This window comes from Serratia sp. BNK-17 (assembly GCF_048684935.1).
Classification (GTDB): domain Bacteria; phylum Pseudomonadota; class Gammaproteobacteria; order Enterobacterales; family Enterobacteriaceae; genus Serratia; species Serratia nematodiphila.
Genome location: NZ_JBLQTR010000001.1, coordinates 1891042 through 1903650, shown reverse-complemented (window position 1 = coordinate 1903650; position 12609 = coordinate 1891042). Strand labels below are relative to the sequence as shown.

The 12609-nt window shown below is 59.5% G+C and carries 14 protein-coding genes; 9 read left to right on the top strand and 5 right to left on the bottom strand.

Going from position 1 to position 12609, the window contains the following annotated elements:
- The first annotated feature begins 4 nt into the window (after positions 1-4).
- Positions 5-841 carry a TIM barrel protein gene (locus ACMGF7_RS09060; protein WP_004930876.1) on the top strand — a complete coding sequence of 279 codons (837 nt, stop codon included), beginning with the start codon at positions 5-7 and terminating at the stop codon, positions 839-841.
- Positions 842-876: 35 nt separating this feature from the next.
- Here ACMGF7_RS09060 and fetB read toward each other — a convergent pair whose 3' ends face one another.
- The 5 genes from fetB to ACMGF7_RS09035 all read right to left on the bottom strand — a co-directional run bounded on the left by fetB (position 877) and on the right by ACMGF7_RS09035 (position 4371).
- On the bottom strand, positions 877-1650 hold the full coding sequence (fetB, locus tag ACMGF7_RS09055) for an iron efflux ABC transporter permease subunit FetB (RefSeq protein ID WP_004930878.1): 774 nt from the start codon (positions 1648-1650) through the stop codon (positions 877-879).
- Positions 1637-2314 carry an iron efflux ABC transporter ATP-binding subunit FetA gene (gene fetA / locus ACMGF7_RS09050; protein WP_075684682.1) on the bottom strand — a complete coding sequence of 226 codons (678 nt, stop codon included), beginning with the start codon at positions 2312-2314 and terminating at the stop codon, positions 1637-1639. The genes fetB and fetA overlap by 14 nt, the downstream gene beginning before the upstream one ends.
- A 191-nt stretch (positions 2315-2505) precedes the next feature.
- Entirely contained in the window at positions 2506-2793 is a 288-nt protein-coding gene (locus ACMGF7_RS09045; RefSeq protein ID WP_004930885.1) for a FaeA/PapI family transcriptional regulator, read from the bottom strand.
- A gap of 37 nt (positions 2794-2830) precedes the next feature.
- Positions 2831-3928, bottom strand: a complete 1098-nt coding sequence (locus ACMGF7_RS09040) for an FKBP-type peptidyl-prolyl cis-trans isomerase N-terminal domain-containing protein (protein WP_164095739.1) — start codon at positions 3926-3928, stop codon at positions 2831-2833.
- Positions 3929-3957: 29 nt separating this feature from the next.
- Positions 3958-4371 (bottom strand): hypothetical protein, encoded by a 414-nt coding sequence (locus tag ACMGF7_RS09035; RefSeq protein ID WP_015379341.1) that lies wholly within the window; start codon positions 4369-4371, stop codon positions 3958-3960.
- Between the two features lie 758 nt (positions 4372-5129).
- Here ACMGF7_RS09035 and ACMGF7_RS09030 point away from each other — a divergent pair.
- From ACMGF7_RS09030 to ACMGF7_RS08995, 8 genes are all read left to right on the top strand, one after another.
- Positions 5130-5660 carry a fimbrial protein gene (locus tag ACMGF7_RS09030; protein ID WP_004930897.1) on the top strand — a complete coding sequence of 177 codons (531 nt, stop codon included), beginning with the start codon at positions 5130-5132 and terminating at the stop codon, positions 5658-5660.
- A gap of 91 nt (positions 5661-5751) precedes the next feature.
- Positions 5752-6303, top strand: a complete 552-nt coding sequence (locus ACMGF7_RS09025) for a fimbrial protein (RefSeq protein WP_015379343.1) — start codon at positions 5752-5754, stop codon at positions 6301-6303.
- 86 nt (positions 6304-6389) lie between these two features.
- The gene (locus ACMGF7_RS09020) at positions 6390-8876 is read left to right on the top strand and encodes a fimbria/pilus outer membrane usher protein (protein WP_049186521.1); all 2487 of its coding nucleotides are present in this window, start codon (positions 6390-6392) and stop codon (positions 8874-8876) included.
- Between the two features lie 24 nt (positions 8877-8900).
- Positions 8901-9647, top strand: a complete 747-nt coding sequence (locus tag ACMGF7_RS09015; protein WP_021505171.1) for a molecular chaperone — start codon at positions 8901-8903, stop codon at positions 9645-9647.
- Positions 9648-9658: 11 nt separating this feature from the next.
- Complete coding sequence (locus ACMGF7_RS09010; protein ID WP_004930909.1) at positions 9659-10270, top strand: fimbrial protein; 612 nt, start codon at positions 9659-9661, stop codon at positions 10268-10270.
- A gap of 14 nt (positions 10271-10284) precedes the next feature.
- On the top strand, positions 10285-11289 hold the full coding sequence (locus ACMGF7_RS09005; protein ID WP_004930911.1) for a fimbrial protein: 1005 nt from the start codon (positions 10285-10287) through the stop codon (positions 11287-11289).
- Between the two features lie 18 nt (positions 11290-11307).
- Positions 11308-11847: a fimbrial protein gene (locus tag ACMGF7_RS09000; protein WP_015379347.1), complete on the top strand. Its 540-nt coding sequence runs from the start codon at positions 11308-11310 to the stop codon at positions 11845-11847.
- A 101-nt stretch (positions 11848-11948) separates the two neighbouring features.
- The gene (locus ACMGF7_RS08995) at positions 11949-12572 is read left to right on the top strand and encodes a helix-turn-helix transcriptional regulator (protein WP_015379348.1); all 624 of its coding nucleotides are present in this window, start codon (positions 11949-11951) and stop codon (positions 12570-12572) included.
- Positions 12573-12609 lie beyond the last annotated feature (37 nt).

Below are 12609 nucleotides of genomic sequence, written 5' to 3'. Positions count from 1 at the left end.
CCCCATGAACATTGCGCTGGACCGCTTCTGCATTAACCGCAAGATCGCGCCGAATCTCGATCTGGACAATTTTTTCCGCCTGGTGAAACGCTGCGGGCTCAGCAAAGTTGAGCTGCGCAACGACATGCCCAGCGGCAAGGTGACCGACGATCTGAGCGACGCGCAGCTCAACGCGCTCGCCGCGCAATACGGCATTGAAATCGTCACGATCAACGCCCTCGGCATGTTCAATCGGGTGGATGACCCGGCGGCGCTGCAGCAGCGCGCCGAAGCGTTGCTGGCGCAGGCGCAGGCCATCCACAGCCGGGCGCTGGTGCTGTGCCCGCACTGCAGCGCCGACGACACGCGCAGCGAGCAGCAAAAACGGGACGATACCCTCGCCGCGTTGCGTCTGCTGGCGCCGCTGTTTGCCCGCTACGGCGTGCAGGGATACGTCGAGCCGCTGGGCTTCGGCATCAGCTCGTTGCGATCGTCGCTGCTGACCCAGGCGATCATCCGCGATTCGGGCGCGCCATACCGCATCGTGCTCGATACTTTCCACCACTATTTGAGCGGTGTGGCGCAAGCCGACTTCGACGCGCAGATCCAGGTGGCGCAGATCGGCCTGGTGCATCTGTCCGGCGTGGAGGATGGGCGGGATAAAGGCGCGCTGAGCGATGAAGAGCGCATCATGCTGAGCGCGGGCGATCGGCTGGAAAGCCGCCGCCAGGTACAGAACCTGGAACGCCTGGGCTACACCGGCGTCTATGCCTTCGAGCCCTTCTCTTCGCAGTTGGACGGCTGGAGCGAGGCGGATATCGAACGGGAAATCCGCCAGAGCATCGCCCTGCTGCAAGGGTAAAAAAACGGCCTCCGCGGAGGCCGTTTTTCATGGCGTTACTTCAGGTTGCCGACCACCAACTGGTGGCGCGCATTGTAAAACTTACGGTAAGCCAGATAGCAGGCGATGATGGTCGACAGGCTGGCGGTGGAAAGCAGCATAAAGGTCACCATAATCTGGTATTTGATCGCTTTCACCGGGTCGATGCCGGCAAAGATCAGCCCGGACATCATGCCCGGCAGGCTGACCAGCCCGACGGTTTTCGCCGAGTCCACGGTCGGGATCAGCGAAGCGCGGATGCTGTCGCGGATCAGCGCCGCCGAGGCGAACTTGGGCGTCGCCCCCAGGCTGAGCATCTCCTGAATCTTCTGCTGCTCGCTTTTGAAACGCTGGCCGAGGTTGGTGTAGCACAACCCCACCGCCACCATGGCGTTGCCGGCGATCATCCCGGAGATGGGGATCACCTGCATCGGCGTAAATTCAATGGAGCCGGTCAATACCAGCACCGCCAGCGTCAGCACCGCACCGGTGGTGATGGCGATAAACGACGTCACGAACGCGTGTTCGACGTACTTGCTGCGTTTCTTGGCGTTGTAAGCCGCGTTAAAGCAGATGAACAGCACCATCAACACGGTGAGAACGGCGTTATCCAGGTCGAAAATATACTTCAGCACGTAGCCGACGATGATCAGCTGCACCACCGCGCGGCAGATGCTCCAGATAATGTCCTTTTCCAGCGCCAGCTTTTCCCGGTGGCTGATCAGGATGGCGACCACCACCAGCACCATCGACAAGCCCAAGGATTCGTTGGTGATGTTATGCTGATTCATGCTGTTGCTCCTGTTGCTCGGCGCCGCGCGCGCGCAGGGTGATCACTTCGTCCGCATGCGCTATCTCTTCGGTATCGTGCGTCACCCACAGCACCGCCAGCCGGTGTTCCGCCACCAGCTGATGCACTATCTCATTGACGTTGCGTTTGTTTTCCTCGTCCAGCGCGCTGGTGATCTCATCGAGCAACAGCACCCGAGGCATAAACTGCAGGTTGCGGATCAGGGACACCCGCTGCTTCTCCCCGCCGGACAGTTCATTGATGCTTTTGGTCAGCATCGCCTCCGGCAGCCCGAAACGCGCCAGATCGGCCTTCATTTTTCGCTCGGCCGGCGGTTCCTGGCGGATCTGGTAGGGCAGCGCCAGATTGTCGTAAACCGTACTGCCGAACAGTGACGGCGTCTGGAAGCAGTAAGAGACCTGCTTGCGATACGCCTCCGGCGACATCTCGTCGATCGCCTGGCCGTCGAAATAGAGCTTTCCGCTGGTCGGATCCATTAAGGAAGAGATGATTTTCAGCAGGGTGCTTTTCCCGCAGCCGGAAGGTCCGGTGATCAGTTTGAACTCGCCTTCACCCAGCGTGAAAGAGACGGAATCCAGGATCACCTGGCTGTCTATTTGATAATGAATATCATCCAATCTCAGTATGTCTTTCTTTTCCTTCATTACGATGCCGGCTCCCTATACCTGTTCCCGTCTGAGCGATAAGTATATGGCCGCCAAAAACATCTTAGCAATGGCTGTGCGGATGGCAGCGAACGAAGGGGAAGGATTGACGGAGCGAAACGCCCCGCCAAATGATAAATTTAATTAATGATTAGCTGTAGGAATAGTCAAAAGCGACCGCCAGGGTCGAATCACTCTTTTTTTATCGCTGCCTGTTCGTCGCAGCTGTACCAGCGGAGAGAATTGTTGATGCTGCGGTGGGTGCAGTGAACCTTACCCTCCTTTTCCAGCGCCAGCAGCAGGGTGCGGGTGGTATAAATATTTTCGCCGCATTTATCCGCCAGCTCGCGCGTCTTCGGCCACTGCTCCGGCGGGGGATGATGGCCCCCAGATCCTTCCACACGCTCCCTGCACAATCCTTGCAACACATTCAGCATCAGCGATTTTCTGCTTTCAAACGTTTTCGGCGCCTTGGCCATAGCATTCCTCCTGAGTGGTTACTGCTGAGCACCCCGCTCACGGCTGCACGTCAGCGATGCGCAGGGTGTAAATCATGGTGGCATTCGGGGGGATCGCCGGCGGGTTGCCCTGTTTGCCGTACGCCAGCGCCGGCGGCACCACCAGCGTGATCGCACCGTGTTGCTGCAGCTTCTCGATAGCCGCGCGAAACAGCGGCGGGTAGCGCGTCAACGGCTGCGAGATCACCGTCCCCGCCAGCTCCATGTCTTTGACTACCCGGCCGTCGGTCAGGCTTTCGCGCACCACGATATCCACCCGATCGTCGGCGCCGATCGCCCCGCTGCCGACATAGTCCACCCGGTAATAGAAACCGAGCGCATCCTGCTTGACCCCCTCCTGACGAACGAAATTGGCCAGGTAGGCGTTGTCATCCCGAGGCGGCGCCTGCGTCTGTTGCGCCTGCTGCAACCGCTGCTGCGCCGTGTGCAGCGCGCCGTCGATGGCGGCTTCATCGAGCCGCAACCGCCCGGCCAGGGTATCGGCGATGCCCGCCAGCAACAGCTGGGTATCCGCTTCCAGCCCCGCGCGCCGGTTCTCCTGCTGCAGATGCAGAATGTCGCGTCCGAGCGATACGCCGGCGGCATACGCCTGCTTGTCCGCCTCGCTGGCCAGCGCAGGCGGCTCGGCCGCCTGCTGCCGTTCGGCCAGCAAGGTCTCCACCCGCCGCTGCTGCTGCGCCAGCTGCGCCGCCAAACTTGCGCTGCGCTGTTCGGCCCGCGTTAACGAAGCGGCCAGCACGCTCACTTCAGGCACCGGCGCAACGGCCTGCCGCAATCCCTTCAAAGCATCGGCCAGCGGCCGAATATCGACAACGGCCGGTTCCCATTTCGGCGCCGCCGCGGCCTGAGCCGCCGCCAACTGCCGCTCCAGCTGACGGATTTTCTCCGCCTGCTGTTGCAAAGAGTGCTGCAACGACGTTAAACGAGCGCTGTCTGCGGCCGGTTTGGCAGCTGGTGCTGACGCCGATTTACGCGCGGTGTCTTCCCTGGGCGCGGCCGGTGGCGCCTGCCGCTGTTCGGCAAACTTCAACAGCGCGGGAATGCCGTCATCGGCGGCGCAAGCGGCCCCGCTCGCCGCCAACAGCAAAAGCCCCATCGCCCATCCTTGCGCGCATCGCTTCATGGCTACAGATTCTCAACCCGGCTGGACAGATCGGACATCAGCTCATGCTCGACGTCAGCGCAGAATTTCTCGGTTTTATATTGATAAAGAGCATCAATCGCTTTACGGGTACTCTCATCCACGTTGCCGCGCACCCCGGCATATCCCGAAGCGTTGGAAAGCAGGCCATTAAAATAGGCGATGCGTTTTTGGTAACTTTGCGGATTAATATTCTTTAATGAATTAACCCGCTGCTGACAAAGCGCGATGCGTTGCTCATCGGATTTATCATTAGGATTATTCTGTGAGATTTTTTTCACGGAATTCAGTTTTGTCTTGCTCCCGCCCGCACAGCCAGAAAGCGCCATAAGAGACAGCAGAAATAGGGTCAACCCCACCCAACGGCGCCCGCCGCAAGCATTAATCATCGTTATCATTCCGTTTATAATCCTTTAATTGTCACTTAGGTCATCATTATGTGGCGAACGGCAGCAGCACATGCCTTAATTTGATTAATCAAAATGGGTTAGGTAGCAAAAAATCCCTATCACGCAATGCGATAGAATAATTCACTACCGGTGCAATTGTTATTTAATTGTTAACCAATTAGGTCTAAACGCTGGCTAAACGCGAATAAGAAACCCCATTCCCTCATGAACAAACAACCATGAAATAACAATAAAAACAATAAATTATGTTTTATATTTTGTTTCTAAAGGGAAATGCATCATCTGCTGCCTCAGAGCGATATTAGCAAAACAATATTGTGAATTGTAGGTGTCACCCTATTTCCCCCGATCTAATATCTCGCATATCGTTATTTATATAGTGATTTATACTGGATAATATTTGTATACGATCTATTGATTTTAAAGCAAATATATTTCTTTTTCCTTTTGGTTTTATATTCTGAATTTGACTTAATTTAATAAAATCTATTTCCAAGCAATACTATTATTTGCAAGAATATTCCCAGCAACACGCCACACGTAAAAAACGTATTTTATTTACCAGAAAATCCATTATCGATTTTCCAAATCTCGTTATTTCTCATAAATAACGGATATCGGCGTATTGCCCAGAGCAAAAGGATCTGGCTCCAACCGCACGGGCGGCGACATGGCGTTGCCACCGCCGCGGGGGATTTAGATGTGCTGTTCTTTTTATTTAAAAACTCTCTACAGGAACCTGAGAAATGAAACTGAATAAATTAATGCTGGCAACCATGATTGCTTTCGCTTCCGCATCTGTTGCTCATGCCGCATCTAATCAGGGCAGCGGTAAAGTCACCTTTACCGGCGAAATTATCGATGCGCCATGCAGCGTCGCGCCGGAATCCGTTGACCAAACCGTGCCGATGGGCCAGATCAGCAGCCGCATCCTGGCCAACCAGGGTAAATCCAGCATGCAGCCTTTCAACATCGAACTGAAAGATTGCTCCATCTCCACCATGAAAAACGTCAAAGTGACCTTTACCGGCACGCCTGATCCGGTTAACAACAAACTGCTGGCCCTGAGCGGCACGGCAACCGGCGCCGGCATCGTGATCTACGACAACCTGCACTCCAAAGAGGTGGAACTGGGCACCGCGACCGACGGTCAGGGCCTGAACGATGGCGACAACTCGCTGAAATTCGCCGCTTATCTGCAGGGCAGCAGCGCCTCAAGCGCCGTGGTGCCGGGCGACTTCACCAGCGTGGCGAACTTCACCCTGGCTTACCTGTAATACCCCACAGGGGATGTCTCAGGGCATCCCCCGCTTTATTGCATGCCGAGGATACCGGCAAGGGAACAGGGAAAGACAGGGAGACGCCAGCATGACTATCCGCCTTTGCGGCCTGTTGCTCATCGCGCTAAGCGTCGGCAGCGCGGCGGCGGCAGCGAAAAATCAGGGCCACGGCAAAGTCAGCCTGGGCGGCACCATCGTTGAAACGCCGTGCGGCATCGCCAGCGACAGCCTGGATCAAACCGTCGATTTTGGTCTGATTTCCATGACCGACGCCTCGCAGGATGGGCAGTCGGTGCTGATCGGCAGCCGCCGCCATTTCACGATCAAACTGGTGAACTGCGAGCTGGCCAGCCAGGTGAAGCCTGACTTCATCTATCGCGCGGCCAACGTCACGTTCGACGGCACCGCCGACAGCGGGGATCCTTCCCTGCTCGGCGTTTACGGCGAGGCGCAGGGCGTGGCTATCGAGCTGTTGAACGATGCCGGCACGCCGATCCCGCTCGGCAGCACGACGGCGGATTACCAGATCGTCGCCGGCGACAACACGCTGCGCTTTGGCGCGCAGTTGCGCCTGCATCCCGACAAGGCGCGGGCGGGCGGCTTCAGCTCTCTGGCCAAATTCACCCTGTCTTATCTCTAGCGCCGGCGGGCGCTGCACAGCATTACGTATTCAGGTCGTACGGATGACCTGCTATTGGGCGCGGACTTGCCATGAGTGATTATGCTATGACGTCATTACTGACACGGAAACACCTACCTCTCCTCGTCATTCTGTCTTTCCTCTGGGTGCGTCCGGCATTTTCCGCCACGGAATTCAATACCGACGTCCTGGATATCGGCGAGCGCAGCAAAGTGGATCTTTCGCGTTTCTCCGATGCCGACTACGTCATGCCCGGCGCTTATTTGCTGGACATCAAGATCAACCAGAAAACGCTGCCCCAGCGCAGCATTCAGTATTTCCCGTCGCCGGATAACAAGAGCGGCAGCCAGGTGTGCCTGCCGCCTGACCTGGTGGAAAAAATGGCGTTAAAAGAAGAAGCGGCCAAAAAAATCACCCTGTGGCACGACAACCAGTGCGCCGACATTCGCGGCATCAAAGGCGCGACCATATCCGATCGCATCGGCGGCGGCGTGCTGGCGATCACCATCCCGCAGGCGTGGATGAAATACTCCGATCCCGACTGGACGCCGCCCGAGCAGTGGGACGACGGCATTCCCGGCCTGCTGCTGGACTACAACCTGAGCGGCCAGTTAGGCAAACAGAGCCACAACAACAACACCGCCCAGAACCTGAGCAGCTACGGCACGCTGGGCGCCAACCTGGGCCCCTGGCGCCTGCGCGCGGACTACCAGGCCAATTACAATCAGCAGGCCGGCGATCGCAGCACCGGCTTCGACTGGAACCAGATCTACGCCTACCGCGCGCTGCCGATGCAGGCCGCCAAGCTGACGCTGGGCGAGATCTATCTCGACTCCGGGGTGTTCGACGCCTATCGCTTCACCGGCCTCAACCTGGCCAGCGACGAGCGCATGCTGCCGCCTAACCTGCAGGGCTACGCGCCGGAAGTGCGCGGCATCGCCAAGAGCAACGCCAAGATCACCGTCTCGCAGGAAGGCCGCACGCTGTACGAAACCACCGTGCCCGCCGGGCCGTTCGCCATCCAGGATCTCAACAGCTCGGTGCGCGGCAAGCTGGACGTCAAGGTGGAAGAGCAGGACGGCACCGTTTCGACCTTCCAGGTGGATACCGCCACCATTCCGTACCTGACCCGCCCGGGCTACGTGCGCTACAACGTGGCGCTCGGCAAAACCTCGGCCTACGACCACCGCACCCAGGGGCCGCTGTTTTCCGCCAGCGACTTCTCCTGGGGGCTGAGCAACGCCTGGTCGCTGTATGGTGGCGCGCTGCTCGGCGGCGACTATAACGCCTGGGCGCTCGGCCTCGGCCGCGATCTGAACGTGTTCGGCGCCATGTCGCTGGACGTCACCCAGTCGATCGCTCGCCTGCCCGGCGAGCCGACCGCCAGCGGCATGTCGTTCAAGCTCAACTACGCCAAACGCTTCGACGAGCTGAACAGCCAGATCACCTTCGCCGGCTACCGCTTCTCGCAACGCAAATTCATGAACATGTCGCAGTATCTGCAGGAGCGCTACGGCGATTACGACAAGAATTACAACGGCCGTCAGAAAGAGCTGTATACCATCACCGCCAGTAAAACCTTTATGGCGGAAGACAGCGCCAGGGCGATCACCACCTATCTGACTTACTCGCACCAGACCTATTGGGACGCGCGAACCCAGGATCGTTACGGGCTGTCGACCAGCAAGTTGTTCAGCATCGGCGATATCAGCAACATCACCGCCTCGCTGTCGGCTTACCGCACCTATTACCAGGGCCGCACCGACGACAGCGTGATGCTCAACTTCACCGTACCGATCGGCGATCGTCGGCGCGTCGGCTATGCGCTGCAAACCAACAACGGCGACGTCACGCAGACCGCGTCGTACAACGACTACAGCGATCCGGACAATACCTGGCAGGTCAGCGGCGGCTTTAACCAGTCCGGCAAATCGCTGGCGCGCGGGTACTACACCCACAACGCCTCGTTCGGCTCGCTGAACGCCAGCGCCTCTTACCAGCAGGACAGCTACTCGTCGATCGGCGGCTCGTTCCGCGGCGGTCTCACCGCGACCCGGCACGGTATCGCGGCGCATCAGAACTCGAGCAACGGCGGCAGCCGCATGATGCTCGACACCGACGGCATCGCCGGCGTGCCGATCAATAACGGCCGCGCCTACAGCAACCGTTTCGGGCTGGCGGTGATTTCCGACATCACCAGCTACTACAACACCGACACCCGTATTGACGTCAACAAGCTGGCGGACGACGTCGAGGCCACTCGCGCCGTGGTGCAAGGCACGCTGACCGAAGGCGCCATCGGCTACCGCCACTTCGAGGTGGTGAAAGGCAGCAAGCTGCTGGCCACCATTCGCCTCGCGGACGGCAGCGAACCGCCGTTCGGCGCCGCGGTGCTGAGCGAGAAAGGCCGCGAGGTCGCGGTGGTCAACGACGGCGGCTCGGTCTATCTGACCGGCGTACAGCCGGAGGAAAAACTGGATGTCGCCTGGGAAGGCCAACGCCGCTGCCGCATCGTGATCCCGGGCGCCGCCAAGCCGCTGGACCAGCTGCTGCTGCCGTGCGCCACCCTGTAATCCGTAACGCTGAGAAATAATGACATGAACAAACACCCGATAACGCTACTGACCGCCGCCGGCCTGGCCCTGAGCGCCGTACTGCCCACCGCCGACGCGGCGATATCGCTGGATCGCACGCGCGCCGTTTATGTGAGCGACGCCAAATCGATCAGCCTGAATATCGTCAACGAAAACAAAGAGCTGCCTTTCCTGGCGCAGTCCTGGCTGGAGAACGAGCAGCATCAGAAGATCACCTCGCCGCTGGTGGTGCTGCCGCCGTTGCAGCGCGTGGAGCCGAGCGAGCGCAGCGTGGTGCGCATCACCAAGACGCCGGAAGCGGATCGCCTGCCGCAGGATCGCGAGTCGGTGTTCTACTTCAACCTGCGCGAGATCCCGCCGAAAAGCACCAAAACCAACGTGATGCAGCTGGCGCTGCAGACGCAGATCAAGCTGTTTTACCGGCCGAAGGCGATTGTCGCGCCCAAGGGTGAAGTGTGGCAGGAAAAGCTGGTGTTCCGTAAAAGCGGCGGCGCCATCACCGTCGACAACCCGACGCCGTTTTATATCACCCTGACCGGCATGACGCGGCAGACGCAAAAACAGGGCGGCGGCGCGATCGGCGGTTTTCAGCCGCTGATGCTGAAGCCGAAATCCAGCGAAAGCCTCAAGCTGCACGACACCGGCATGAACAGCTTCGTCATCACCTACATCAACGACTACGGCGGCCATCCGGAGCTTCGCTTCGTCTGCAATGGCGGCGTTTGCACCGCCGTGCCCGAGAAAAAATAAGGAGGTCCAGCATGGCTGAATTCACCGATCGACTGCGCCCTCTGCTGCTCGGCGCACTGCTGTGCGGCGGCGGCGCGCTGGCGGCAACGCCGCTGGGCGTGATCGAAGGCACCACCGGCACCGTCAGCTTTCACGGCGGTCTGCTCAGCTCTCCCTGCAGCCTGACGCCGGACAGCCGGGATCAGTCCGTCGATCTGGGCGACGTCAGCGCACGCGACTTCCGCAACGCCGGCGATCGCAGCGCGCCGGTGCGTTTTCGTCTCTCGTTCCGCAATTGCCTGCTGGGCGCGCGCGCGCTGGCGGATAACCCGGCCGGCCCGCGCAACGGCGATGCCGGCCGCCTCTACCTGCAGGGTGAGCAGGCCGCCACGCTGGTGTTTCTCGGCGAAAGCGACGTCGACAACCCGTCGCTGCTGAAGCTGAACGGCGGCGTACAGGGCATCGGCCTGCGGCTGCAAGACCAGCAGGGCCAGGCGCTGGAGCTGAATCAGCGCAGCCGCCCCTACATTCTGCAGCCCGGCAGCAACACCCTGTGGTTCAGCGCCAGCGTGGAATCCACCCAGCGGGCGGTGATGGCGGCCGGGTTCGCCGCCGTGGCGCACATTCAGGTGATTTACCTGTGAGGCTCGAGAACGCAATGAAAACTCAACTGACCAAACTCTGCCTGCCGCTGGCGATTGCGCTGGCGGCCCCCGCCGCCTGGGCCAACGGCTATGTCACGCCGGACGGCGGGCCGAAACAGTTCTATATCGATCTGAATGAAAGCAACATCACCAACCAGGTGGGGTTCACCAAACTGTTTCCCTATGATCTGGGCGGCACCTATACCGGCAAGGTGTATTGCGATACCCCTATCCCCACCAGCCCGCACTTTTACAAGTCGGATTCGGCGTTGCCCCCCTCCGACTACGGCAACGGCTATTTAAAGCTGAATGACTTTTTGGATTTAAAAGCCGAGGTGTGGATTGCCGGCAACAAGAACGCCTACGTCACCGTGCCTTTTTACAACGAATCGAATTTGCTGAGCCAACACCGCTGCCAGCCGCCGTACTTGCAGGTCAACAACTACGGCAGCGGCTCCAAAGGCAAGATCACCTTCCGGGTGCGCAAAAAAATCATTAACGGCGTTGAGATTAACGATCGGCAGATCATCGAGATGTACGGCCGCCTCGGCTCGACCGACGGCGGTTTCGGCCCCAACCCGATGGCGCAGGTGTTTATCCAGTCCGCAATCCTCTACGTGCCCGATAAATGCGTGGTGAACGAAGGCCAGTTGATCAACGTGGAGTTCGGCGAGATCGGCGGCAGCGATCTCAACGGCTCGAACTACCCGCAAAGCATTCCGGTGCGCTTCCAGTGCGAGGGCGGCAGCTTCGAGGACGGCACGCTGAATATCAAGCTGGCGGTGTCGGGCACGGCGGCCTCCTTCAGCAACGAGGTATTCAAAACCGACAAGAACGATCTCGGCATCCGGCTGACGCATAACGGCCAGCTGGTTATCCCGAATGAGTTTTACCCGGTGCCGAACATCGGCAACGGCGGCTCCTGGAACCTGGTGGCGGCGCCGTTCGCCAACGGCGGCGCAGAGATCGGCGAAGGGGAATTCAACGCATCGGCCACCATCGTGGCGGCATTCCAGTAACCGAGGGAGGAACGGAAAATGCGTCTACGCGCTTTAGCGCTGCTGAGCTGCGCGCCCTGGTGGTTTGCCGCCATGCCGGCGGCGGCGAACACCGAGCTTATCGGCGCGCCGGTGCAGTTCCACGGCACCGTGGTGAGCCGCCCGTGCAATATCGAACCGCAGTCCGCCGATCAGCTGGTGGAGATGGGCACGGTGATCGTCAAAACCCTGTACCGCTACGGACATACCACGCCGGTGCCGTTCAGCATCAAGCTGACCGACTGCAAGACCACGGTGTTCAAATCCGTCAGCGTGACCTTCAGCGGCGCCGAAGACGGAGAGCTGCCGGGCAAGCTGGCGATCAACAACGGCGCGAACGGCGCCGCCATCGCCCTGTTCGATCATCAGGGTGCGGACATCTCTCTGAATAAGGCCACCAGCGCCGTCGCGCTGCAAAACGGCCCCAACAACCTGAACTTCACCGCCTACGTACAAGGGCGGCCGAGCGCGATTCAAAACCAAAGCATTACCGAAGGCGAATTCACGTCCGTCGCCAATTTTGTGCTGGCGTACCAATAAGCCCCGCACCGCCCCAGGGAAATCAGGAAAACGCCCGGCGCGCAATCGCCGGCAATGGGCCGTCACCGTTCGCTCCGGCGCGGCCTTTTAAGGAGGCACCCATGCCAGATATTCGCTTCACGCTGTTCGACAGCGATAACTTCTACCAGCAGGGGCTGCGTCTGCTGCTGCAGGATTATCTGCACTCCCTGAACGAATGCCAGCGCCGGTACCCGCAGTTCTCGCCGCTGGCACTGCAGGCGTTGGATAACATCGAAATCGTGCTCCGCACGCCGGAAGAGCGCTGGGGCTGCGCCTGCTGTTACCAGAGCCCCTACGGCATCCCGCGCCAGCGGCAGCTGACTCTGCTGATCCTCGACGACACGACTCAGCAACAGGTGAAAAACCTGCCGCCGCTGTTCAGCATCCATCGGCGCGATTCGGCCTACGCCATCCGCCTCAAGCTGCAGATGGCGCTGGAGAAATTTATCCAGCATCCGTGGATGGCGCTGCACGCCGCCGGCATGTGGAAATGCCAGGCCTGCCGCATCGCCGCGCTCAGCCACTGCGAAAAAAAAGTGTTGGGGTTGATGAGCAGCGGCATGTCCGCCTGCAGCATCGCCGGCCTGCTGCAGCGCAGCCAGAAAACCATCAGCGCCCATAAACGCTCGGCGATGCGCAAGCTGAACGTGCGAAAAAACAGCGAGCTGAATAAGGTGCTGCTGAATCAGCGCGGGCTGAGTTGACTGACAACGGACTCGCGAGTGCCGAAAGAGTGGTTTA

Coding starts and splice junctions, on each gene's coding strand:
- ACMGF7_RS09060 (WP_004930876.1), top strand. CDS start 5: ATGAACATTGCGCTGGACCGCTTCTGCATTAACCGCAAGATCGCGCCG.
- fetB (WP_004930878.1), bottom strand. CDS start 1,650: ATGAATCAGCATAACATCACCAACGAATCCTTGGGCTTGTCGATGGTG.
- fetA (WP_075684682.1), bottom strand. CDS start 2,314: ATGAAGGAAAAGAAAGACATACTGAGATTGGATGATATTCATTATCAA.
- ACMGF7_RS09045 (WP_004930885.1), bottom strand. CDS start 2,793: ATGGCCAAGGCGCCGAAAACGTTTGAAAGCAGAAAATCGCTGATGCTG.
- ACMGF7_RS09040 (WP_164095739.1), bottom strand. CDS start 3,928: ATGGGGCTTTTGCTGTTGGCGGCGAGCGGGGCCGCTTGCGCCGCCGAT.
- ACMGF7_RS09035 (WP_015379341.1), bottom strand. CDS start 4,371: ATGATAACGATGATTAATGCTTGCGGCGGGCGCCGTTGGGTGGGGTTG.
- ACMGF7_RS09030 (WP_004930897.1), top strand. CDS start 5,130: ATGAAACTGAATAAATTAATGCTGGCAACCATGATTGCTTTCGCTTCC.
- ACMGF7_RS09025 (WP_015379343.1), top strand. CDS start 5,752: ATGACTATCCGCCTTTGCGGCCTGTTGCTCATCGCGCTAAGCGTCGGC.
- ACMGF7_RS09020 (WP_049186521.1), top strand. CDS start 6,390: ATGACGTCATTACTGACACGGAAACACCTACCTCTCCTCGTCATTCTG.
- ACMGF7_RS09015 (WP_021505171.1), top strand. CDS start 8,901: ATGAACAAACACCCGATAACGCTACTGACCGCCGCCGGCCTGGCCCTG.
- ACMGF7_RS09010 (WP_004930909.1), top strand. CDS start 9,659: ATGGCTGAATTCACCGATCGACTGCGCCCTCTGCTGCTCGGCGCACTG.
- ACMGF7_RS09005 (WP_004930911.1), top strand. CDS start 10,285: ATGAAAACTCAACTGACCAAACTCTGCCTGCCGCTGGCGATTGCGCTG.
- ACMGF7_RS09000 (WP_015379347.1), top strand. CDS start 11,308: ATGCGTCTACGCGCTTTAGCGCTGCTGAGCTGCGCGCCCTGGTGGTTT.
- ACMGF7_RS08995 (WP_015379348.1), top strand. CDS start 11,949: ATGCCAGATATTCGCTTCACGCTGTTCGACAGCGATAACTTCTACCAG.